19 protein-coding genes are annotated in these 20,180 nt (G+C 73.2%); 10 read left to right on the forward strand and 9 right to left on the reverse strand.

Annotated elements, in window-relative coordinates:
- Positions 1-39: 39 nt before the first annotated feature.
- The gene (locus ACZ5OX_RS19080; RefSeq protein WP_465631222.1) at positions 40-1,740 is read right to left on the reverse strand and encodes an acyl-CoA dehydrogenase family protein; all 1,701 of its coding nucleotides are present in this window, start codon (positions 1,738-1,740) and stop codon (positions 40-42) included.
- Between the two features lie 98 nt (positions 1,741-1,838).
- Entirely contained in the window at positions 1,839-2,402 is a 564-nt protein-coding gene (locus ACZ5OX_RS19085; RefSeq protein ID WP_465631224.1) for a PadR family transcriptional regulator, read from the reverse strand.
- 185 nt (positions 2,403-2,587) lie between these two features.
- Between ACZ5OX_RS19085 and ACZ5OX_RS19090 the strand changes: the two genes are divergently transcribed.
- Positions 2,588-3,061: an SPW repeat protein gene (locus tag ACZ5OX_RS19090; RefSeq protein WP_465631226.1), complete on the forward strand. Its 474-nt coding sequence runs from the start codon at positions 2,588-2,590 to the stop codon at positions 3,059-3,061.
- A gap of 169 nt (positions 3,062-3,230) precedes the next feature.
- Here the strand turns inward: ACZ5OX_RS19090 and ACZ5OX_RS19095 are convergent, their stop codons facing one another.
- Positions 3,231-4,637 (reverse strand): class II fumarate hydratase, encoded by a 1,407-nt coding sequence (locus ACZ5OX_RS19095; protein ID WP_465631228.1) that lies wholly within the window; start codon positions 4,635-4,637, stop codon positions 3,231-3,233.
- A gap of 213 nt (positions 4,638-4,850) precedes the next feature.
- Positions 4,851-5,654 carry a carbon-nitrogen hydrolase family protein gene (locus tag ACZ5OX_RS19100; RefSeq protein ID WP_465631230.1) on the reverse strand — a complete coding sequence of 268 codons (804 nt, stop codon included), beginning with the start codon at positions 5,652-5,654 and terminating at the stop codon, positions 4,851-4,853.
- 374 nt (positions 5,655-6,028) lie between these two features.
- On the opposite strand from ACZ5OX_RS19100, the gene ACZ5OX_RS19105 reads away from it, so the two are divergent.
- Entirely contained in the window at positions 6,029-7,984 is a 1,956-nt protein-coding gene (locus ACZ5OX_RS19105; RefSeq protein ID WP_465631232.1) for a cholesterol oxidase substrate-binding domain-containing protein, read from the forward strand.
- A gap of 41 nt (positions 7,985-8,025) precedes the next feature.
- On the opposite strand, the gene ACZ5OX_RS19110 is transcribed toward ACZ5OX_RS19105, so the two are convergent.
- Positions 8,026-8,664 carry a helix-turn-helix domain-containing protein gene (locus ACZ5OX_RS19110; protein WP_465631234.1) on the reverse strand — a complete coding sequence of 213 codons (639 nt, stop codon included), beginning with the start codon at positions 8,662-8,664 and terminating at the stop codon, positions 8,026-8,028.
- A gap of 150 nt (positions 8,665-8,814) precedes the next feature.
- On the opposite strand from ACZ5OX_RS19110, the gene ACZ5OX_RS19115 reads away from it, so the two are divergent.
- The gene (locus ACZ5OX_RS19115; RefSeq protein ID WP_465631236.1) at positions 8,815-9,552 is read left to right on the forward strand and encodes an AzlC family ABC transporter permease; all 738 of its coding nucleotides are present in this window, start codon (positions 8,815-8,817) and stop codon (positions 9,550-9,552) included.
- On the forward strand, positions 9,552-9,860 hold the full coding sequence (locus tag ACZ5OX_RS19120; RefSeq protein WP_392872766.1) for an AzlD domain-containing protein: 309 nt from the start codon (positions 9,552-9,554) through the stop codon (positions 9,858-9,860). The genes ACZ5OX_RS19115 and ACZ5OX_RS19120 overlap by 1 nt, the downstream gene beginning before the upstream one ends.
- A gap of 136 nt (positions 9,861-9,996) precedes the next feature.
- On the opposite strand, the gene ACZ5OX_RS19125 is transcribed toward ACZ5OX_RS19120, so the two are convergent.
- Both ACZ5OX_RS19125 and ACZ5OX_RS19130 read right to left on the reverse strand, forming a co-directional pair.
- Positions 9,997-10,323 (reverse strand): hypothetical protein, encoded by a 327-nt coding sequence (locus ACZ5OX_RS19125; RefSeq protein WP_465631239.1) that lies wholly within the window; start codon positions 10,321-10,323, stop codon positions 9,997-9,999.
- Positions 10,324-10,410: 87 nt separating this feature from the next.
- Positions 10,411-11,004 carry a GNAT family N-acetyltransferase gene (locus ACZ5OX_RS19130; RefSeq protein ID WP_465631241.1) on the reverse strand — a complete coding sequence of 198 codons (594 nt, stop codon included), beginning with the start codon at positions 11,002-11,004 and terminating at the stop codon, positions 10,411-10,413.
- 89 nt (positions 11,005-11,093) lie between these two features.
- On the opposite strand from ACZ5OX_RS19130, the gene ACZ5OX_RS19135 reads away from it, so the two are divergent.
- From ACZ5OX_RS19135 to ACZ5OX_RS19160, 6 genes are all read left to right on the forward strand, one after another.
- Entirely contained in the window at positions 11,094-12,281 is a 1,188-nt protein-coding gene (locus ACZ5OX_RS19135; protein ID WP_402400238.1) for an acyl-CoA dehydrogenase family protein, read from the forward strand.
- 111 nt (positions 12,282-12,392) lie between these two features.
- Positions 12,393-12,770 carry an ADP-ribosylation/crystallin J1 gene (locus ACZ5OX_RS19140; RefSeq protein ID WP_465631243.1) on the forward strand — a complete coding sequence of 126 codons (378 nt, stop codon included), beginning with the start codon at positions 12,393-12,395 and terminating at the stop codon, positions 12,768-12,770.
- On the forward strand, positions 12,767-13,114 hold the full coding sequence (locus tag ACZ5OX_RS19145) for a hypothetical protein (protein ID WP_465631245.1): 348 nt from the start codon (positions 12,767-12,769) through the stop codon (positions 13,112-13,114). The genes ACZ5OX_RS19140 and ACZ5OX_RS19145 overlap by 4 nt, the downstream gene beginning before the upstream one ends.
- 190 nt (positions 13,115-13,304) lie before the next feature.
- A complete protein-coding gene (locus ACZ5OX_RS19150) occupies positions 13,305-14,183 on the forward strand; it encodes an alkaline phosphatase family protein (protein WP_465631247.1) in 879 nt (292 codons plus the stop codon).
- A 339-nt stretch (positions 14,184-14,522) separates the two neighbouring features.
- A complete protein-coding gene (locus tag ACZ5OX_RS19155) occupies positions 14,523-15,005 on the forward strand; it encodes a hypothetical protein (RefSeq protein ID WP_465631249.1) in 483 nt (160 codons plus the stop codon).
- A 290-nt stretch (positions 15,006-15,295) separates the two neighbouring features.
- Positions 15,296-16,594 carry a multidrug effflux MFS transporter gene (locus ACZ5OX_RS19160; RefSeq protein ID WP_465631251.1) on the forward strand — a complete coding sequence of 433 codons (1,299 nt, stop codon included), beginning with the start codon at positions 15,296-15,298 and terminating at the stop codon, positions 16,592-16,594.
- Between the two features lie 157 nt (positions 16,595-16,751).
- On the opposite strand, the gene ACZ5OX_RS19165 is transcribed toward ACZ5OX_RS19160, so the two are convergent.
- Both ACZ5OX_RS19165 and ACZ5OX_RS19170 read right to left on the reverse strand, forming a co-directional pair.
- Positions 16,752-18,809: a glycosyl hydrolase family 18 protein gene (locus tag ACZ5OX_RS19165; protein ID WP_465631253.1), complete on the reverse strand. Its 2,058-nt coding sequence runs from the start codon at positions 18,807-18,809 to the stop codon at positions 16,752-16,754.
- Positions 18,810-19,369: 560 nt separating this feature from the next.
- On the reverse strand, positions 19,370-19,954 hold the full coding sequence (locus ACZ5OX_RS19170) for a hypothetical protein (protein ID WP_465631255.1): 585 nt from the start codon (positions 19,952-19,954) through the stop codon (positions 19,370-19,372).
- Positions 19,955-20,180: the final 226 nt, after the last annotated feature.

A 20,180-nucleotide genomic window follows, 5' to 3' on the forward strand; every position in this document is an offset into this window, starting at 1 on the left:
GCCCGCCGACCGGCACCCCCGGGGTCCTGCCGCGCAGCCCTACGGCTGCATCTCGTACGCGCCGGAGAGCGCCTCCACCCGCGCCCACACCCGCGCGTCCCGCGCCGTGTCGGCGACCGGGCGGCGCACGTTCGCCAGAGCCCAGGCGGCCTGCTCCTCGGTGGCGGAGGCCTTGCCGTGCAGCTCGGTGGCGTGCGCGGAGAAGTCGCGGACCAGCGCGTCGAAGATCCGGTCCAGGACGTCCGCGTCCAGGCCGGTCAGCTCGGCCTGCTCCAGCACCAGCTGCCCGTAGACGATCAGCGCGAACAGCTGGCCGATCTCCAACAGGAAGTCCAGGTCCGCCTGCTGCTCCTTGCTCGGCGCGTTCGCGAGCAGCAACTCGCAGAATCCGTCGGCCTGTTCGCGGAAGCGGGCGACGTTGGGAAGCTCGGCGTGGCGGTCGTAGGCGGCGCGCCAGTCGTGGAACCGGATCGCGCCGAGGCCGCGGGCGGGCCCCTGCCGGAACAGGAAGGCGTCGTCGGCGGCGTCCAGGCGGGTCGGCACGGGGGCGTAGTCGGCGGGCGCGAACAGGTAGTTGCCCATGAACTTGAGGATCAGCGCCAGGTTGACGTGGACGGTGCCCTCCAGCTTCGGCAGGCCGCGGATGTCCTTCGCGGCCTTGTCGAAGTAGGTGTCCGCCTCGAAGCCCTTGGCCGCGATGACGTCCCACATCAGGTCGATGACCTTCTCGCCCTCGGTGGTGACCTTCATCTTGGTCATCGGGTTGAACAGCAGGTAGCGGCGGTCCTCGGGGGAGGCGCTGCGGAAGTAGTCCACGGCCCGCGCGCTGAACAGCTTCATCGCCGCCAGGCGGACGTACGCGTCGGTCAACTCCCGCTTGACGTGCGGGAAGTCGGTGACCCGCCGACCGTACAGCACCCGGTTGTGGGCGTGCGTGACGGCCTCGTACATCGCGTGCTCGCAGATGCCGACCGAGGCGGTGCAGAGGTTGAACTTGCCGACGTTGACGGTGTTCAGTGCGGCGTCGAAGGCGGCCTGGCCGGTGTGCAGCACGTCCTCGGCGCGCACCGGGTAGTCCTCCAGGCGGAACTCGCTGACGTACATCTGCGCGTTCACCACGTTCTTGACCAGGTGGTACGCGTCGTGGCGGCTGTCGGCGGCGAAGAAGACGTAGCCTTCCGGGCCCTCGACGTCCGAGCGGCGGCCGAACACCGAGACCAGGCCGGCCACGTTGCCGTTGCCGATGTAGTACTTGGAGCCGCTCGCGGTGAAGCCGCCCTCGCCGTCCGGGGTGAGGATCATGTCGGTGGAGTAGATGTCGGCGCCGTGGGTGCGCTCGGAGAGGCCGAAGGCCATCACGTGGCCGTCGGCAAGGAGCTTGGCGGCGCGGGCGCGGACGGCCTCGTTCTCGCTCTGCCAGACCGGGCCGAGGCCCAGGATGGTGACCTGCCAGGTGTACCAGTAGCCGAGGCCGTAGAAGCCGAGGATCTCGTTGAGCTCGGCGATCCGCGCGGTGTCCCAGCGCTTGTCGGAGTCGGCCGCGGCGGGGGTCAGGAACTCCGCGAACAGGCCCTCCTTCGCGGCGAAGTCCAGGAAGTCCGCGTACCAGCTGCGGTCGATGTAGGTGTCGATCAGCGCCTTCTTGCCGCGGGACTCGAACCAGTCCACCGTCGCGCGCAGCAGTCGGCGGGTCGGCTCGTCGAACTGTACGGGGTCGTAGCTTCGCGGGTTGAAGAGCATCGAGGGGCTCCCGGGGGTCGAGGGTGTGAGAGGTCGAGGGTGCGAAATGGAGGGCGAGCCGGCCTGACCGCTGGCCTGACTGCCGGTCGGACCGCCGGTCAGGCCGGTTGGTCAGGCCGGTCGGCGGCGAGGCGGCGCAGGGTGGCGAGCACGTCGTCGAGCCAGGCGAGAGTCATCCGCTCGTACTCGATGCCGCCGCGCAGTACCACGTGCTGGAGCTGCTCGCGGGCGTCGAGCGCGGTGGTGTCGGGGAAGTCCCGCTGCTCGCCGTGCAGGTAGCGGGCGAGCAGGGCGGCGTGGCTCTCGCGGTGCCGTTCGACCTCGGAGACGAGCGCGGCCGGGTCGTCGAAGGCGGCGGCCCGGATCTTGACCGCGAGCTCGTGCCGGACGGTCTCCGGCTCGACGGGCTCGCGCAGCCAGCCGGCCAGTGCGGCGCGTCCGGCCTCGGCCGCCGAGTAGACCTTCTTGTCCGGGCGCCCGTCCTGGGGGACCTCCTGCGCGGCCACCCAGCCGTCCGCCTCCATCCGCCGCAGCACCCGGTAGATCTGCTGGTGGGTGGCGGTCCAGAAGCGTCCGATCGAGCGGTCGAAGCGCCGGGCCAGCTCGTAGCCGGAGCCGGGCTGCTCCAGCAGCGAGACGAGGATCGCGTGCTCCAGTGCCATGGCCCGCATCCTGCTATGCAACGAGTTGCATAGGCAATGGCGGCCCGGGCGGTTGAGACGCAGGTCACCGGCGTGATCGGATGGTTACCCACCATTCCTGGCCATCGGGTGCAAAACGGTGGATAAGGGCCAGAATGGGTACGGGGCAAGCGCCTTACCGGTTCCGACCACAGGAGGTGGTATCGGTGGCAACCCATATCCCGACGACGGGCATGGAGCACCATCCGGACATCGTCGAACTCCGCGAACGCTACGAGCGGGTCACTTCGACCCCCCGTGCCCAGGGCATCGAAGCCCTGGCCGTCCTGGCCGGTCTCTTCCTGGCGGCATCGCCATGGATCGTCGGCTTCACCGCGTACAACACCCTGACCGTGACCTGCCTGATCGTGGGTCTGGCCTACACGGCCCTCATGGCCGGCTACGGATCGGCCTACGAACGCACCCACGCGCGGGCCTGGGCGGCCGCCGCACTCGGTGTCTGGACGATCATCTCCCCGTGGCTCGTCTCCGGGTCCGTCGCGCACGGCAAGAACATCGTGACCTGCATCATCGCGGGCGCCGTGATGTTCCTGCTCGGCCTCGCGGCGATCTCGATGGCGACCATGACGGCGAACGGAGCGTCGATGCGGCGCGGCCGGGCCGGCCGCGCCAAGGGCTGATCTTCCCCACAGCCCATGACCGGGGCGCGGAGGGCCCAACCGCCCGCCGCGCCCCGGCGTGCGTCCCGACACGCCTGCCGGGACGGGGGCGCAGACGCCTGCCGGGACGTCGGCCGCGCCCCGGCGTACGCCCCCGCGCGCCCCGGGCGCCGGCGCGGTCCGGCACCCGTTACGGGTGCGTCATCCGCAGGACGTCCAGGGCCTCGTCCAGCTGCTCCCCGGTGAGCCTGCCCTGGTCGACGTAGCCGCGCTCCAGCACCACCTGACGGATCGTCTTGCGCTCGGCCAGCGCCTGCTTGGCGACCTTCGCCGCCTCCTCGTACCCGATGTAGCGGTTCAGCGGCGTCACCACCGAGGGCGAGGACTCCGCGTACTCCCGGGCCCGTTCGACGTTGGCGGTGACGCCGTCCACCGTCCGGTCGGCCAGCAGCCGGGCGCTGTTGGCGAGCAGCCGCACCGACTCCAGCACGTTGCGGGCGATCACCGGGAGCATCACGTTCAGCTCGAAGTTGCCGCTGGCGCCCGCCAGTGTGACCGTCGCGTCGTTGCCCACCACCTGGGCGGCGACCATCAGCACCACCTCGGGCAGCACCGGGTTCACCTTGCCCGGCATGATCGACGAACCCGGCTGGAGGTCCGGCAGGTTGATCTCGCCGAGCCCGGTGCGCGGGCCGGAGCCCATCCACCGCAGGTCGTTCGCGATCTTCGTGAACCCGACCGCCACCGTGCGCAGTTGACCGCTCAGCTCGACCAGGGCGTCCCGCGCGCCCTGCGCCTCGAAGTGGTTGCGCGCCTCGGTGAGCGGCAGGCCGGTGGCGCGGGCGACCTCCGCGATGACGGCCGCCGGGAAGCCGGGCGGGGTGTTGATGCCGGTGCCCACCGCCGTGCCGCCGAGCGGGAGTTCGGCCACCCGGGGGAGGGAGGCCAGCAGCCGCTCCCACCCGTTCCGCACCTGCGCCGCGTAGCCGCCGAACTCCTGGCCGAGCGTGACGGGCGTGGCGTCCATCAGGTGCGTGCGGCCCGACTTGACCACCCCGGCGAACTCGGTGGCCTTGCGCTCCAGCGCCTCCGCGAGGTGCTCCAGTGCCGGGACCAGGTCGTGGGTGACGGCGGCGGTCGCGGCGATGTGGATCGAGGACGGGAAGACGTCGTTGGACGACTGGCTGGCGTTGACGTGGTCGTTCGGGTGGACCGGCCGGCCCAGCCGCTCCCCGGCCAGGGTGGCGATCACCTCGTTGGTGTTCATGTTGGAGGAGGTGCCCGAGCCGGTCTGGAACACGTCCACCGGGAACTGGTCGTCCCAGCGCCCCTCCGCGACCTCCTCGGCGGCCCCCGCGATCGCCTCCGCCGTCTCCTCGTCCAGCACCCCGAGCCGGGCGTTCACCCGGGCCGCGGCGGCCTTGATCCGGGCCAGCGCGGCGATGTGCGCCCGCTCCAGCCGCTGACCGGACACCGGGAAGTTCTCCACTGCCCGCTGCGTCTGCGCCTGCCACTTCGCGTCGGCCGGCACCCGGACCTCGCCCATCGAGTCGTGCTCGATCCGGTACTCCTGCGGCTTCGCCTGCTCGCCACTCATCGCGCGCTGCACCTCCTGTACGGGCCGGAGCGGCCCGGAACGGATCTTCGGTCACCACAGCCGCGCGCGGGGCCCGGGTATTTCCGCTCGGGCCGGGTTCGTCCGCTCGGGGGACCCGGTTCCGGGCCCGGTGCCCGCCGGGGAACAGGTCGACGAGGGGCCTGCCCCCGAGGCCTACCGCCCGGGCCCACCGCCCGGGCCCACCGTCGGGGCCTACCGCCGGGGCAGCTCGGCGCGGACCAGCTCCCCCGGGGCGGTGCCGGCCTGGACGACGAGGCCCCCGCCCGGGGCCCAGACACCGGAGCCGCCCGAGCTGTCCGGGTACTCGCCGGTGGCCCCGGCACAGGTCGCGAGCACGCACCACACCCCGTGGGCGGCGGCCCGGTCGCGGAAGTGGCCGTCCCGGCGCTCGGCCTGGGCGGCGCCGGGCCCGTAGAGGGTGGAGGCGACGTAGGCGTCGATGCCGAGCGCGGCGGTCTCCTCGGCGTGCGCCGGGTCGGCGGCGTCCGCGCAGACGGCGAGGCCGAGCCGCAGGCCGTCCAGCTCCAGGACGACGGGCTTCTCGCCGGGGGCGAAGCGCTTCACCTCGGCACCGTGCAGGCGCGTCTTCCGGTAGACGACCTCGGCGCCCTCCCCGGTGACCGCCAGCGTGGCGATGGACTCGCGCCCGTCGGCCTCGAGGACCGGCGCCCCGACCAGGGCGACGGCGCCGGTCGCGGCGCACGCCGCCACCAGCGGCGCGAGCCGGGCGTCCGCCGGGTCGACGGCCGGTGCGGTCAGGTCGTAGCCCGTCAGCGACAGCTCGGGGAACACCACCAGCCGGGTGGCGGCCTCGCGCACCGCCTCGGAGTGCCGGGCGACGTTCTCGGACACGGTGTCCGGACGGCCGGAGGCGGCACAGAGGGGCTGGGCGACGGCGACGGTCAGCGCTCCGGGGCCGGTCCGTGCTCCGGGGACGGGACGCGCGGGTTGGGGGTGCGCGGGCAGGGGGTGCGCGGGCTCGGGACGCGTGGGCACGGAAGAGTTCGCGGACGAGGGCATGGCGGAGCCTCCGGCGGGCGGGTGGGGTGATCGTGATCAACCTATGCGCCCGCCGAGCGGGCGGGCAACCGGGTCCGGGCGAGGAGCGGGGCAGGTGAGACGGGTCCCCTGGGGTCGATCGGGCCGATCTCACTCGAAGGAGTGAGATCCCGGTCAGGCGCTTCAAACTGCCGTGCGCCCCTTCATACGCTCCGAACCGGGCCGGGCGGACTCCGGCCGGACCCGGATCGCCGCAGCTCGGCCCGGGGGACCAGCACGAGGGGGCGGAGACGCGGATGACCACAGGACACGGCCCGACGGGCGGAACGGGCGGAACGGGCGGCGGGGCGAAACCGGACGGAATGATCCCGATGAACGCCCGGACGGACGCACCGGTGAGGCCCCCGACGAGCACCCCCAGGGGCCTCACCCGTCGGCAGCTGCTGGGTGCGTCGGCGGCGCTCGGCGGCGCGGCGTGGCTGCTGCGCGGCACCGTCGGACCCGACAGCGCCGAGGCGGCCACGCCCGTACCGCCCGGACTGCCCGCCGGCACCGAGCTCTACCAGCGGGTCTTCCAGAACTGGTCCGGCGAGATCCGCACCGACCAGCTGTGGACCTGCGCGCCCCGCACCCCCCAGGAGATCCCGGCGCTGGCCGACTGGGCGCACGCCAACGGCTGGCGGCTGCGCGCCTCCGGCTACCGGCACACCTGGGCGCCGCTCACCGTCGCCGCCGGGACCCCGGAGAGCGCCCGGGTCCTGCTCGTCGACACCAGCCGGTACCTGACCGCCATCAGCGCCGACTCGGCCGACACCGTTCGGGTGCAGACCGGCGCCACCATGGAAGCACTGCTCGCCCACCTGGCCGACCGCGGCCTCGGCCTGACCGCCTGCCCGGCCCCCGGCGAGATCACCGTCGGAGGCGTGCTCGCCATCGGCGGCCACGGCACCGCCGTCCCGGCCGCCGGGGAGGTGCGGCCTCAGGGCCACGGCTACGGCTCGGTCAGCAACCAGGTCGTCCGGCTCACCGCCGTCGTCCTCGACCCGGCCACCGGCCGTTACACGCTGCGCACCTTCGACCGCTCCGAGGCCGACAGTGCCGCCTTCCTGGTGCACCTGGGCCGCGCCTTCCTCACCGAGGTGGTGCTGCGGGCCGGCGCCGACCGGCCGCTGCGCTGCGTCAGCCGGCTCGACATCCCGGCGAGCGAGCTCTTCGCCCGCCCGGTCGCCGGAACGGGAGCCGGCGCCGGGGCCGGAGTCGGAGCCGGGAGCGGCGAGGGCGGTGGGCTCGGGGGTGTGCTCGGCGGAGTCGTCGGCGGCGTGCTGGGCGGAGTCCTCGGTACCGGGGGAGGCCCGCGCACCCTCGCCGACTTCGTGGAACGCGACGGACGGGTCGAGGCGATCTGGTTCGCCTACACCGAGTACCCGTGGCTCAAGACCTGGGCCGTCACCCCGACGAAGCCGCTGGCCTCGCTGGCCGTCGACCACCCGTACAACTACCCCTTCTCGGACAGCGTTCCGGAACCGGTCGCCCGGCTCGCCGGCGAGATCGTCACCGGCGCCTGGGCCTCGGCCCCGCTGTTCGGCCAACTCCAGTACCTGGTAGCGAAGGTGGCGCTCACCGGCGACATCACGGACGTCCTGCTCTCCGGTGACCTGCTGCGCCGGCTGCTGAGCGGCGAGGTGCTCACCCACCTGCTCGCGGGCGGACTGCGCTCCGACCTCTGGGGCCCCTCGCGCACCCTGCTCCAGTACGTCCGCCCGACCACCCTGCGGGTCACCGCCAACGGTTACGCGATCCTCGTCAAGCGCGCCGACCTCCAGTGGGCGGTCAGCGAATTCGCCGCCCACTACCGGGAGTTGCTCGACACATTTCAGGCCCGAGGCGAGTTCCCGGTGAACGGCGCGGTGGAGATCCGGGTCACCGGCCTGGACGACCCGGCCTCCTCCGGCGTCCCCGGCGCCCGGCCCCCGCTGCTGTCGGCGCTGCGCCCGCGCGCCGACCGGCCCGACTGGGACACGGCGATCTGGCTGGACGTCCTGGCCTTCCCCGGCACGCCCGGACTGGAGCGCTTCGCCCGGGAGTTGGAGCAGTGGCTGCTGCGCACCTTCGACGGGACCAGGGCGGGTCTGCGGGTCGAGTGGTCCAAGGGCTGGGCGTACACCGACGAAGCCGCCTGGTCCGATCCCGACCTGCTCGGCCGGGTCATCCCCGACAGCCTGCGGGCGGGCGGCGGGCCGGGCTGGGACGAGGCGGTCGCCGTGCTGGACCGCCACGACCCGCACCGGGTGTTCGGAAACCCCTTCCTGGACGGCCTGTTGAAGTAGCATCTCGCACCACCCCAGATATTGACTGTGTGTCAGATGCGTCAGATGTGTTCCATGACGATCACCGCGAGGGTGTCGGGAGACAGTGCGCGGAACACGTGCGGAGCGTCGCCCGGGTAGCTCACGTAGTCGCCCGGGCCCAGCTCGACCGGCGCCTCGGTCGGCCCGACCAGCGCCCGCCCGGCACCGATCATCACGTGCTCGACGGTGCCGGGCATGTGCGGGTCGGAGGCCCTGGTCTCGCCCGGCTGCGCCTCGATCCGGTAGATGTCGCGCCGGGCGTTGGGCGGGCAGGAGGAGAGCACGGTGGCGGCGTAGTCGGCGCGCTCGGAGTGGGTCACCGGGCCCTCGCCGGCCCGGATCACCTTGACGGCCGGGCGCGGCGGGTCGACGAGCCGGCTGAACGGCACGTTCAGCGCGACCCCGAGCGCCCACAGCGTCTCCACGCTGGGGTTGCCCGAGCCCGACTCCAGCTGGGACAGCGTGGACTTGGCGATGCCGGCGCGCCGGGCCAGCTCGGCCATCGACAGGCCGCTGCGCTCACGCTCGCGCCGGATCGAGGCGGCGATCTGGCCGATCAGCTCGACGCCGCCGGGGCCACCGGGCCCGCCAGTGCCGCCGGAGCCGCCGGCCCCGCCGGGGCTCGTGGCCGGGGTGGTCTGGTCACTCATGCTCGCCACTCACGCTTCCTCCTGGCCCCTTCCACGGCTGCCGGTGCGGCTGATGCCGCCGTTCATGCTGCCACGGTCGGCCAAGTCGACCATCGTTCGCCCGATCGGTCTACCTGTTCGCCTTGACGAACGGCGCCGGGGCAGTTCACTCTAATGAACATGCGTTCGCTAATCCGAACATTGGAGCGTGCCACCCTTCGGGACGTCGCTCTGGTCTGTCTGGCCGACGCCCTCGTCGGCGCCTCCTTCGGCGCGATCAGCGTCTCCGGCGGCCTGCCCCTCTGGGTACCCGTCACCCTCTCCGTCCTGGTGTTCGCCGGTGGCTCCCAGTTCGCGGCGGTCGGCGTGGTGCTCTCCGGCGGCGGCGCCCTCGCCGCGGTCGCCACCGGACTGGTCCTCAACGCCCGGATGCTGCCCTTCGGCTTCACCGTGGCCGACGTGCTCGACGGCCCGTGGTGGCGACGCCTGCTGGGCGCGCAGCTGCTCACCGACGAGACCGCCGCCTTCGCCCTGCAGCAGGACGAACCGCGTCGGCGCCGGGCCGTCTACTGGCTCTGCGGGATCGCGCTGTTCGTGGTCTGGAACATCTCGGTGCTGCTCGGAGCGCTCGCGGGTGGGCTGATCGGCGACACGGACGCGCTCGGCCTGGACGCGGCCTTCCCCGCGGTGCTGCTCGCGCTCGTCCTGCCCTCGCTCGCGGACCGCCGCACCCGTACGGCGGCGCTGGTGGGCGCGGTGGTCGCGGTGGCGGCAACGCCGTTCGTCCCGGCCGGGCTGCCGGTGCTGCTCGCCCTCGTCGGACTGCTGTTCGCCGGACGGCCGGCCGCAGGGAAGACGGACCGGAAGGCGGCGGACGACGCGGGCGCGGCGAACGGGAAGAAGGAGGCGGTCCGATGATGCCGCTGTACGCGATCCTGCTGCTGGCGGCCGGAACGTACGCCTACCGGCTGGCCGGGCCGCTGCTCGCCGGCCGACTCGCCCTCTCGGAGCGACTGCGGCACCTGCTGGCGGTCGCGGCGGCGGTGCTGCTGGTGGCCCTGGTCGCGACCGGTGCGCTGACCCAGGGGCACGGCTTCGCGGGATGGGCCCGACCGGCGGGCGTACTGGTCGCAGGGGTGCTCGCGCTGCGCCGGGCGCCGTTCCCGGCGGTGGTCGTCGCGGGTGCGGCGACGACAGCGGTGCTGCGACTGTGCGGGGTGGGGTGACGGCGGGCGGATGACAGATGTCAGCTGACAGAGTTTGAAATCTGTCAGCTGACATCTGTCGGCTGTTATCTGTTCGCCGTCACCTGTCGGCCGCCGTCCGTCCGCTCTCATCCGTGCGCCAGTCGTCGGCCACCGGTCACTGCTCCTCCCTGGCCCCCTCGGCCAGGCGCTCCGCCTGGACCTCCGGCCGCTTGCTGTCCCAGAGCAGCTCCCACACCTTGAACACGCAGTGGTAGTCGCGCATGCTCCCCTGCGAGATCAGCAGGTAGGTGTCCCCGTCGCGGAGCAGCGTCCGCCGCCGACTGTTGAACGGGTGCTGCGGCGTGTAGGAGGGGACGAGTCGCTTCAGCTCCTCGACGGCCTCCTCCCGGCTGCCCTCGACCTCGGCCAGCACCTTGCTGCCCCAGGTCCGGTCGTGCCCGCTGCCGACCGTCTCCTCCACGACCAGCGCCCAACGTGCCATGCCCTGCCCCCGCTCGGTCCCGATCCGATCCGTTGTGCCCCCGCCGGCCGCCAATCCGGCCGCCCGGCCCGTCAGCCCGTCGGCCCGTCAGTCCGTCACCGCGGCCCGGTCCGTCGCCGCCGCCCGGTCCGTCGCCGCCGCCCGGTCCGTCGGCGACTTGAAGAAGATGGTGGTCGGCCGGAGCGTACCCGCCGGGTCGGCCGCGAAGTCCGGCACCGAACCGACCCGGCTCCAACCCGCCCCCTCGTACAGCCGCTCGGCCGGGCTGCCGGTCTCGGTGTCCAGCACCAGCAGCCGGATGCCCAGCGCCACCGCCCGCGCCTCCAGGGCCGCCAGCAGCCGCCCGGCCAGCCGCTGCCCCCGGTCGGCCGGGTGCACCATCAGCTTGGCCACCTCGCCCCGGTGCCGGCCGTTCGCGGTGGTGGCCGGCCGCAGCTGCACCGTGCTGGCGAGCCGCCCGCCGACCCTGGTCCGCGCGGTCCACAGCACCAGGCGCCCGGCCGCGACGTCCGGGCCGAGCGCCCGCCACCACGCCGCGGCCTCCTCGGGCGCGAGCGGGGCGAGGAACCCGACCGAGGCGCCCGCGCGCACCGTCTCCACCAGCAGTGCGGCGAGTTCCTCGGCCGAGTCGTCCAGCTCCCCGGCCGTCAGCTCGCTGACCACGTACGCGTCGTCGGACATGTCGCCATCCTCACTCGTTCGCGCCCGCCCACAGCCCGGCCGGGTGCGCGATACTCGCCGGTATTCCGCCGAGAGTACAAGGAGCTTCGATGACGAAGCCGACCCGGATCGACCCGTCCGACCTGCTCGCCGTCGGAGACCTGCTCTCCGACGAGGAGCGGCTGATCCGCGACACCGTCCGCCGGTTCACCGAGGAGCGCATCCGCCCGCACATCGGCGACTGGTTCGAACGCGGGGTCTTCCCGGCCCGCGAACTCGCCCCCGAGCTCGGCGCCCTGGGCGTGCTCGGCATGCACCTCGACGGCTACGGCTGCGCGGGCGCCGACGCGGTGGCGTACGGGGTGGCCTGCATGGAACTGGAGGCGGCCGACTCCGGGCTGCGCAGCTTCGTCTCCGTCCAGGGCTCGCTGGCCATGCGCTCCATCCACGCCTTCGGCTCCGAGGAGCAGAAGCAGCGCTGGCTGCCCGGCATGGCCGCCGGCGAACTCATCGGCTGCTTCGGCCTGACCGAACCGGACTTCGGCTCGGATCCGGCCAACATGCGTACCCGGGCGGTGCGCAAGGGCGGCGAGGGCGGCGACTGGGTGCTGTCCGGCAGCAAGATGTGGATCACCAACGGCAGCATCGCCGACGTCGCCGTGGTGTGGGCGCAGACCGAGGAGGGCGTGCGCGGCTTCCTGGTCGAGCGCGGCACCCGCGGTCTGACCGCCACCGACGTGCACGGCAAGCTCTCGCTGCGCGCCTCCGTCACCAGCGAGCTGGCCTTCGACGAGGTGGTGCTGCCCGCCGACGCCGTGCTGCCCGGGGTGGTCGGCCTGCGCGGACCGCTCTCCTCCCTCAACGAGGCCCGCTACGGCATCCTCTGGGGCACCGTCGGCGCCGCCCGCGACTGCTACACCGCCGCCCTGGACTACGCCAAGACCCGGATCCAGTTCGACCGCCCGATCGCGGGTTTCCAGCTGACCCAGCAGAAGCTCGTCGAGATGATGCTGGAGGTCGAGAAGGCGTACCTGGTCGCCCTGCGGATCGGCCGGCTCAAGGAGCAGGGCGCGGCCCGCCCGCCGCACGTCAGCTTCGGCAAGCTCAACAACGTCCGCACCGCGCTGGAGATCGCCCGCAGCGCCCGGACCGTCCTCGGGGCCAACGGCATCACCACCGAGTACCCGGTGCTGCGGCACGCCAACAACCTGGAGTCGGTGCTCACCTACGAGGGCACCAGCGAGATCCACACCCTGGTCCTCGGTGAGGCCATCACCGGCGAGTCCGCCTACCGCTGACGGCCCTGCCCCACCCCCGCCCTCTTCTCCCTGGACCTTCCCCCACGGCCCCCGCGGCGGCCCGGGAAAACCGGTGGCCGGGCCCGTCGCGGCCCGGCTACCGTCCCTGCCATGACCAGCCGCTTCGCCCCGACGCCGCCCCCGACCACCACCCTCTGGCGCCCCACCGGCCCCGAGGAGCTGGCCCTGGTCGAGGCCGCCGACTGGCGCGCCTGGCCGCCCCGCCTGCCCGAGCAGCCGATCTTCTACCCCGTCCTCAACGAGGACTACGCGATCCGCATCGCCCGGGACTGGAACGTCCCCGCCTCCGGGGTCGGCTACGTCACCCGCTTCAAGGTCGACACCGCCTTCCTCGCCCGCTACCCCGTGCAGCAGGCGGGCGGCCGGACGATCCTCGAACTCTGGGTGCCCGCCGAGGAGCTGGCGGAGTTCAACCGCCACATCGTCGGCCGCATCGAGCTCGTCCACGAGTTCCGCCCGCACCCGTGACGTCGCCCGCCGACGCCCTGGGCACGGGGGAGCGCGTCCTGCTCACCTCGGCCCAGCGGACCAGCACCACCGTCCTGCTCGCCGAGGCCGCCGACGCCCTGCCCAGCGCCGCCGTCCTGGACGTCGGCCCGATCGCCGATCCGTACGACCCGGCGGAGCACTGGGCCGTGGTCGAGGCGAACCTGCCCCGGCTCGCGCACTGCTATGCCGCGGACCCGGAGCGGGTCCTCGGCGTGGTGCCGCGCGCCGCTGGACCGGCCGCCGAACTCGACGCGGCCGACCGCCGCTTCGTCCGGCCGTCGGCGACCGGCCGGCGGGCAGCCGACCGCGAACCGACCGGCTGACGGCAACCGACGCGCGCGGACCGGCCGCGCGCCGACCGGCCGCGAGCGGAATGGCGACTTCCCGACACCTGGTGGCCACCCCGTGTTCGGTGGCGCGACGCCGACCGGTACGGCGGCCGGTGGAGCATGGCGCGGTCGGCGGCGCCCTCGGCGGGCGCGGCCGGGTGCGCACGACCGAAAGGAACCACCCATGTCCGCTGCCCAGTGGCCCCGCCCCCGCGTGCTCGTCGTCGGGATCGACGGAGTCCGCCACGACTACCTGGAGCAGGTGCCGATGCCGCGCCTACGGGAAGTCGCCGAGGCCGGGTTCCTGGTTCCGGTCACCGTCGCGGACACCACGCCCACCATGTCCGGGCCGTGCTGGGCCACCATCGTGACCGGAGTCGAGCCCGCCAAGCACGGGGTCTGGGGCAACCACCTGGGCGGCAACCGCCTCGACGTGTTCCCCGACTTCGCCACCCGCCTCGCCCGGGGCGACCGCCGCCGTACCTTCGTCGCGGCCGGCTGGGACCCTCTGATGATCAACGAGTCCGGCGGCCCGCTGTTCCGCGCCCCCGGCCGGCTCTCGTACATAGCCCCCGCCGAGGACGCCCCCGAGGCCTGGGAGGCGGTGGACGAGGAGGTCACCCGGGAGGCCGTCCACGTCCTCGGCACCGCCGACCCGGAGGCCTCCTTCGTCTACCTCGGCGCCGTCGACGAGACCGCCCACTTCCTCGGCTGCGGCGACGAGTACCGCGCGTCCATGCGCACCGCCGACGAGCGCCTCGGCCGCCTCCTCGACGCCGTCCGCGGCCGGGAGACCTACACCGAGGAACAGTGGACGGTCATCGTCGTCACCGACCACGGGCACGTGGACGCCGGCGGCCACGGCGGCCGTACGGCCGAGGAGCGGACGGCCTGGGTGGCCTGCGCCGGGCACGACATCCCGGCCGGCCCGCCCACCGGTGAGATCCGCCACCCGGACGTCGCCGCGCAGGTGTACGCCTCGCTGCTGCGCCCGATCGACCCGCACTGGACCCTCGACGGCCGCCCGTTCCCGGTCGCCCGGCCGGTGCCGGCGTCGGTCTGAGACCCGGACGGCCGCACCGGGGAGCCGCCGGTGCCCCGGGTGCAGCAGGTCGGGCTGCGGCGGCCCCGGGCTTCGGCGAGGCTCGATCGGGGCCCGGAACCCGAAGACCTCAGGGGCCCCGCCGACGGGCGTACGTCTGAAGGTGGAGACGGTACCCCGTGGGTCGGAGACAGGATCGCGACCTGGTGGTGACGATCCGACGGGTGCGGACGGGCCAGGATGGTTGCACCGGACGGCGGAGCACGCCGACCGGGCCGGCGGTGCCGCCTGAGCGGCCGTCGGCGGCGGAGACGAGCGGCAACAGCCGCACCGGTCACGACACGGAGAGGGCAGTCGGGCATGAAGAGCATCGTGAGCAAGGTCGCGATGGGAGTCGCGGGCACCGGCATGGCCGTCGCCGTGGCGGCCGTGGCAATCGGCCCACGGGTGTCCGACTGGTACGACGAACACCACCAGCAGCAGGGCTCGTACGAGACCGGCGTCCAGGCCAAGGCCGATCGCCGCTCGATGCCGAGCTGGCTCCCCGACAACGCCTCCGGGGTGAAGTACATGATGTCCACCAGGGGTGACGACCGCCTGCTGTTCGCCACCCTCCCGGAGGGCCGCCTGCCCGCCGGCTGCAGCACCGGGCTGCCGGGCAAGAGCGCGCACCCGGTGCCGGAGGCGCTCAAGGCCGGCTGGTTCCCCGAGAACGTCGTGACCAAGGCCACCGGCACCTGCGGGCACTACAACGTGGCGCTGACCGGCAACCAGCTCTACGCGTGGCAGGACGGCGCGGCGATGCACGCGGCGCTGCGCGCCGAGCACGTCGCCAGGCGCTGAGGCCGCCGAGCACGTCGCCAGGCGCCGAGACCGGCGAGCACGTCGCCAGGCGCCGAGGCCGGCCGCCGGGGCGGCGCGTCGCACCCCGGGGCACGGAGAACGCAACGGCCCGCCCGCACCTTCCGGTGCGGGCGGGCCGCCGTCGTGTGCGGGCCGCGGCGGTGGCGGACGATCCGCCCGCGACGCACGCCGACGGCCGAACAGTGCGCACCCCCGCTGTCGGAACCCGACCGGGCTGCGATAGGACGGAGCGCGAACGAACCCCACGTCACCCGTCCGTAAGGAGCACCATGCCCGGCCCGACCGTCGGCCCCACCGACGACACGTCGACCGCTGCCGCCACCACACCCACCCCCGCATCCGCCGCCGCACCCGCCACCGGCCAGGCCCGTCCCGGCTGGGCCGTGATCGCGGTCCTCGGCGGACTCACCGCGCTCGGCCCGCTCACCACCGACCTCTACCTGCCGGGCCTGCCCGCGATCGCCGACGACCTGGTCGCCCAGCCGGCCGCCGTCCAGCTCACCCTGACCTTCTCGATGCTCGGGGTCGCCGCAGGGCAGCTGCTCTTCGGGCCGCTCAGTGACCGCTTCGGGCGCCGCACTCCGCTGCTCGCGGGGCTCGTCCTCTACACCCTGTCGAGCCTGGTGTGCGTGTTCGCGCCGAACCTGTCGGTGCTGATCGCCGGCCGGTTCGTCCAGGGCGCGGCCGGCTCCGCTGGACTGGTGATCGGGCGCGCCGTCTCCCGGGACCGCTTCCAGGGCGTCGCCCTGCTGCGCTTCCTCGCCTCGATCGCCCTGATATCGGGGCTGGCGCCGATCCTCGCCCCGATCATCGGCGCGCAGCTGATGCGGTTCACCTCGTGGCGCGGCACCTTCGGCGTGCTCACGGCGCTCGGGCTGCTGCTCGCCCTGGTCTCGTTCGGCGTGCTGCGCGAGACGCTGCCGCCGGAGACCCGGGACCGCGGCGGGGTGGGCGCGGCCCTGCGGACGATGGGGCGGCTGCTGCGCAACCTGCCGTTCCTCGGGCTGGCGCTGACCAGCTCCCTCGCCTTCGGGGCGCTGTTCGGCTACATCAGCGGGTCGTCGACCGTGCTCCAGAACGTGTACCAGGTCTCGCCGCAGACCTACAGCCTGCTGTTCGGGCTGAACTCGTTCGCGATCGTGGTGATGACCCAGCTGAACGGGCGGGTGCTGGCGCCGCGCTTCACGCAGCGGACGCTGATGCTGGGCAGCCTCGCGGCGGCGGTCGCCGCCGGGGTGGCGCTGGTGCTGCTGACGACGGTGTGGGACTTCGGACTGGCCGGCTTCTGTCCGCCGCTGTTCGTGATGATGGGCAGCCTGGGGGTGTTGCTGCCGAACACCGCCGCCCAGGCGCTCGGCCTGGTCGAGCCGCAGGTGGCGGGCACGGCGTCGGCGCTGCTCGGGACGGGCAACTTCCTGTGCGGCGCGGTGGTCGCACCGCTGAGCAGCCTCGGCGGTCGGCCGTCGGCGGTGCTGCTGGCGCTGGTGGTCCTGGTGTGCGGGGTGCTGGCGACGGTGGCGTACCTGGCGCTGTGCCGCCCGGAGCGGATGCGAGCGGCGGGCAGCTGACGGCGAGCGGAACACGGCGAACAGAGAACGGCGAACGGCGAACAGCGAACAGAGAACGGGAAACGGATGACAGCTGACAGATGTTGAAATCTGTCAGCTGTCATCCGTCGTTCGTCATCAGTCAATCGTCGGTGGTCTCTCGCCACCCGAAGCGGACTCAGGCGATGGAGAAGTCGTCCCCGTACACGTTGCCCTGGCCGTACCAGCCGTGCAGGTACACGGTGACGGTGCCGTTGGCCCCGGTGGTGAAGGGGACGGACAGCTTGGTCCAGCCGGCGGAGTTGGCCCAGGCGCTGGCGGTGGCACCGCCGCTGACGCCGACGTAGGCGTAGTTGCCCTGCACCCAACCGCTCAGGGTGTAGCTGGTGTTGGGCTTCAGCGTGACGGTCTGCGAGCACTCGCCGGTCTGGGCGGCGGTGGCCGCGGCCTGGAGCGCCTTGGTGCCGGAGTGGACCGGGGTGGAGACCACGGCGCCGCCGCTCTGGCAGGTCCACGGGGCGAGGCTGCCGCTCTCCAGGTCGCCGTTGACCAGTCCGGTCGTCGGGCCGGTCCCGGTGACGGTCAGCGTGTAGGTCGCGCTGTGGCTGCCGGAGGCCCCGGTGGCCGTGACGGTCAGCGGGTAGGAGCCCGGGTTCGCGGCCGCGGTGGTGGAGATGTTGAGCGTGGCGCTGTTGCCGGCGGTGACGCTGCCCGGGGTGACGGTGGCGTTGATGCCGGCGACCGGAACGGTGGTGATCGTGAGGTTGAGGTTCTGCGCCGAGCCCGCGGTGACCGCCGTCGCGATGGTGGCGGAGGTGGACGAGCCGGCCGCGACCGTACCGGAGGTCGGGTTCACCGCGACCGAGAAGTCGTTGCCGGGCTGGGTGCCGGTGACGTTCAGGGTGAAGGTGCTCGTGTGGCTGCCGGAGGCCGCCGCGCCGGTGACGGTGATCGGGTAACTCCCGGACGCCACCGAGGAGGTGGTGCTGATGTTGAGCGTGGCACTGCTGCCGGCGGTGACGCTGCCCGGGGTGACGGTGGCGGTGACGCCGGCCGGGGCGCCGCTGACCGTGAGGTTGACGCTCTGCGCCGAGCCCGCCGTCACGGCCGTCGCGACGGTCGCCGAGGTGGACGAACCGGCCGCAACCGTGGCGGAGTTGGGGCTGACCGACACCGAGAAGTCGTTGTTCACCGTCGAGCCGCTGGTGAACGGCGCGAAGATGTGGGTGAAGTCCCAGGTGTTCTGGGAGATCCCGGAGCAGGAGTCACTGCCGGCCGTGCCCGGGCAGCCGCCGTTGTCGCGCTGGAGCGCCCAGAACGACAGCGTGTTGATGCCCTTGGAGACCGCCCAGTTGTACACGGTGGTGGCGTTGGCCACGGTGAAGGTCTCGGCCGGGCCGAAGTCGTCGACACCGATCATCTCGGTGATCCCGATCGAACCCCACAGCTGAGCCGGGGTCTTGGACGGGTAGAGCTTGGCGAGCTGGTTGTAGAGGCCCTGCGCGGAGGTCTGGGTGTCGGCCGCCATGTCGTGGGCGGCGTTGTCGTAGTAGTCGAAGGTCATCATGTTGACGACATCGATCCGCGCGTTGTTGCTGACCGCGTTCTTCAGTACCGCGAGCCCGCTGCCGGCCAGCCCGGAGGTGGTGGTGGGCAGCGCGTAGGAGAACTGGATGGTCCGGCCGTTGGCGGCGGCCCAGTCCTCCACGATCTTGATCGCCTTGTTGCGGCGGTCGATCCCGGCGGTGTTGGTCAGCGAGTTGTCCTCGATGTCGAGGTCGATCCGGCTGACGTCGTAGGTGGTGATCACGTTCTCGAAGGCGGCCGCGATCTGGTTGACGTCGGTGCAGCTGTCGGCCAGCTCGGTGCCGGTGTTGTCGGCGGTGTAGCCGCCGAAGGACGGGATCACGTCCCCGCCGTTGGCACGGATGGTCGCGATGTCGGCGCCGAAGGTGGCGGAGGACACCGGCATCGAGGAGTCGCCGTTCCAGTACGGCGTGCAGGAGCCCTTGGTGGCGGTCTGGAGGAACGCCATGGTCAGGTGCTTGGCGCCGGACTGCGCGGCCAGCTGGGCCGGGCTCTGGCCGGTCCAGGCCTCGAAGTAGGGGGCGAAGACCCGGCTGGGGAGCGGGGTGGCGGCCTGGGCGGAGCTCGTCCCGGCGGCGACCAGGCCGGCCGAGGCGGCCAGCGTGGCGCAGGCCGTGAACACGGCCTGGACTGTTCGGCGAAGGCGCATGAATTCTCCAACAGACGTGGTGGGGCAGGACGTTGGGGAGGTGCGGCCGGTCCTGGAGGGGCGGCCGTGTGGGGTCGGCCGTGATCCCGGGACCGGGTCGGACATCGGGGTGCGTGCGTGAGCTCGGGAGTTCGGGCGTGCGAAGGCCCACCGACTCGCGCGGACGCGGGCGGCGTGCGGACGCGTGCGCCGTACGGGGCGGGGGTGGAGCGGTGCATGGCAGGGCAGTGCCTCAGCCGCCGGTGGTCACACCCCCACAGTGCATCCCGGTCGGATCGACATGCTTATGTTTGGACTAGACCACTGCTCTGTCAAGAGACCTAACAGTTCGCCAGCGGACGGTCCGTTCGACGGAAGGGGGCGCTCTGGCGGCCCCGGGCGATCGGGAGGCCGATGGCGGCAGGAGGCGCCGGAAACCGGAAAGCCGTGGCCGCGCACCCGACGAGGGGGCGCGGCCACGGCGGCCCGGCGCTCAGGACGCCGGGCGGTTCATGGTGTCGGGGATCCGTGGACATGCGGACCCCCGGGTCGACGGGCGGCGGGCGGGGCCGCCGCCCGGATCAGCGGCCCGGTGGGCAGAGCGTGGCGAGCAGCGCTTCGTTGATCTTCGCGGCGGTGTCCGGTCCGAAGCCCTGCGGGTGTGCGGCCGAGGTGAAGCGCTGGTTGGCCAGCTCGGTCAACTTCTGCTTGTCCTTGGGGAACTGGTAGATCGACTGGCACTGGTTGCGCGCCCGGTCCACGGCCTGGTCCGGCTTTCCGTCGACGATCGCCGGGTCGATCGCGTCCAGGGCGGAGACCAGCTTGGCCGTCAGGTCGGTGCCCGGCTTGGCGGGCAGTCCGGCGTCGGCGGGCGGCGCGGGCTTGGCCGGTGCGGGGGCTCCCGAGGCGCCGCCGTCGGGGGCGGGCGCGCCGGTGGCACCGTCGGCCGTGGGGGCGGCCGAGTCGGGCGCGGGGGCCGCGGGCGTGGTGGCGGCGCCGGACGGCGCGGCGGCCGAGGCGGCGGCGGTGGGGGAGCCGGCCGTGGAGGTGGCCTTGTCCGAGCCCGAGCCCGAGCCCGATCCTGAGCCCGATCCGGAGCTGGAGCAGGCAGCGAGGCTCACCGCGGCGAGTGCCGTGAGGGTGGCGGCGAGGAGACGAGTGCGCATGGCGCCCAGACTGTCATGTTCGCGGCGTGGAAGGGAAGGTCCCCGAAGGTCGGAGGGCGATCTCCGGAGCGACAGCGCGGGGGGGGGGGGGGGGGGGGGGGTGGGGGGGGGGGGGGGGGGGGGGGGAGGAGGGGGGGGGGGGGGGGGGGAGTGGGGGGGGGGGGGGGGGGGTGGGGGGGCGGCAATCGCAGCCAGACTTGTCGTCGACGAGCGGTGCACGGAGAAG

This window comes from Kitasatospora sp. NPDC032121, from assembly GCF_055580145.1.

Bases quoted from the DNA above. Each gene is read 5' to 3' on its own strand.
- ACZ5OX_RS19080 (WP_465631222.1), bottom strand. From the start codon at position 1,740: ATGCTCTTCAACCCGCGAAGCTACGACCCCGTACAGTTCGACGAGCCG.
- ACZ5OX_RS19085 (WP_465631224.1), bottom strand. From the start codon at position 2,402: ATGGCACTGGAGCACGCGATCCTCGTCTCGCTGCTGGAGCAGCCCGGC.
- ACZ5OX_RS19095 (WP_465631228.1), bottom strand. From the start codon at position 4,637: ATGAGTGGCGAGCAGGCGAAGCCGCAGGAGTACCGGATCGAGCACGAC.
- ACZ5OX_RS19105 (WP_465631232.1), top strand. From the start codon at position 6,029: ATGAACGCCCGGACGGACGCACCGGTGAGGCCCCCGACGAGCACCCCC.
- ACZ5OX_RS19115 (WP_465631236.1), top strand. From the start codon at position 8,815: ATGCGTTCGCTAATCCGAACATTGGAGCGTGCCACCCTTCGGGACGTC.
- ACZ5OX_RS19120 (WP_392872766.1), top strand. From the start codon at position 9,552: ATGCCGCTGTACGCGATCCTGCTGCTGGCGGCCGGAACGTACGCCTAC.
- ACZ5OX_RS19125 (WP_465631239.1), bottom strand. From the start codon at position 10,323: ATGGCACGTTGGGCGCTGGTCGTGGAGGAGACGGTCGGCAGCGGGCAC.
- ACZ5OX_RS19130 (WP_465631241.1), bottom strand. From the start codon at position 11,004: ATGTCCGACGACGCGTACGTGGTCAGCGAGCTGACGGCCGGGGAGCTG.
- ACZ5OX_RS19135 (WP_402400238.1), top strand. From the start codon at position 11,094: ATGACGAAGCCGACCCGGATCGACCCGTCCGACCTGCTCGCCGTCGGA.
- ACZ5OX_RS19140 (WP_465631243.1), top strand. From the start codon at position 12,393: ATGACCAGCCGCTTCGCCCCGACGCCGCCCCCGACCACCACCCTCTGG.
- ACZ5OX_RS19150 (WP_465631247.1), top strand. From the start codon at position 13,305: ATGTCCGCTGCCCAGTGGCCCCGCCCCCGCGTGCTCGTCGTCGGGATC.
- ACZ5OX_RS19155 (WP_465631249.1), top strand. From the start codon at position 14,523: ATGAAGAGCATCGTGAGCAAGGTCGCGATGGGAGTCGCGGGCACCGGC.
- ACZ5OX_RS19160 (WP_465631251.1), top strand. From the start codon at position 15,296: ATGCCCGGCCCGACCGTCGGCCCCACCGACGACACGTCGACCGCTGCC.
- ACZ5OX_RS19165 (WP_465631253.1), bottom strand. From the start codon at position 18,809: ATGCGCCTTCGCCGAACAGTCCAGGCCGTGTTCACGGCCTGCGCCACG.
- ACZ5OX_RS19170 (WP_465631255.1), bottom strand. From the start codon at position 19,954: ATGCGCACTCGTCTCCTCGCCGCCACCCTCACGGCACTCGCCGCGGTG.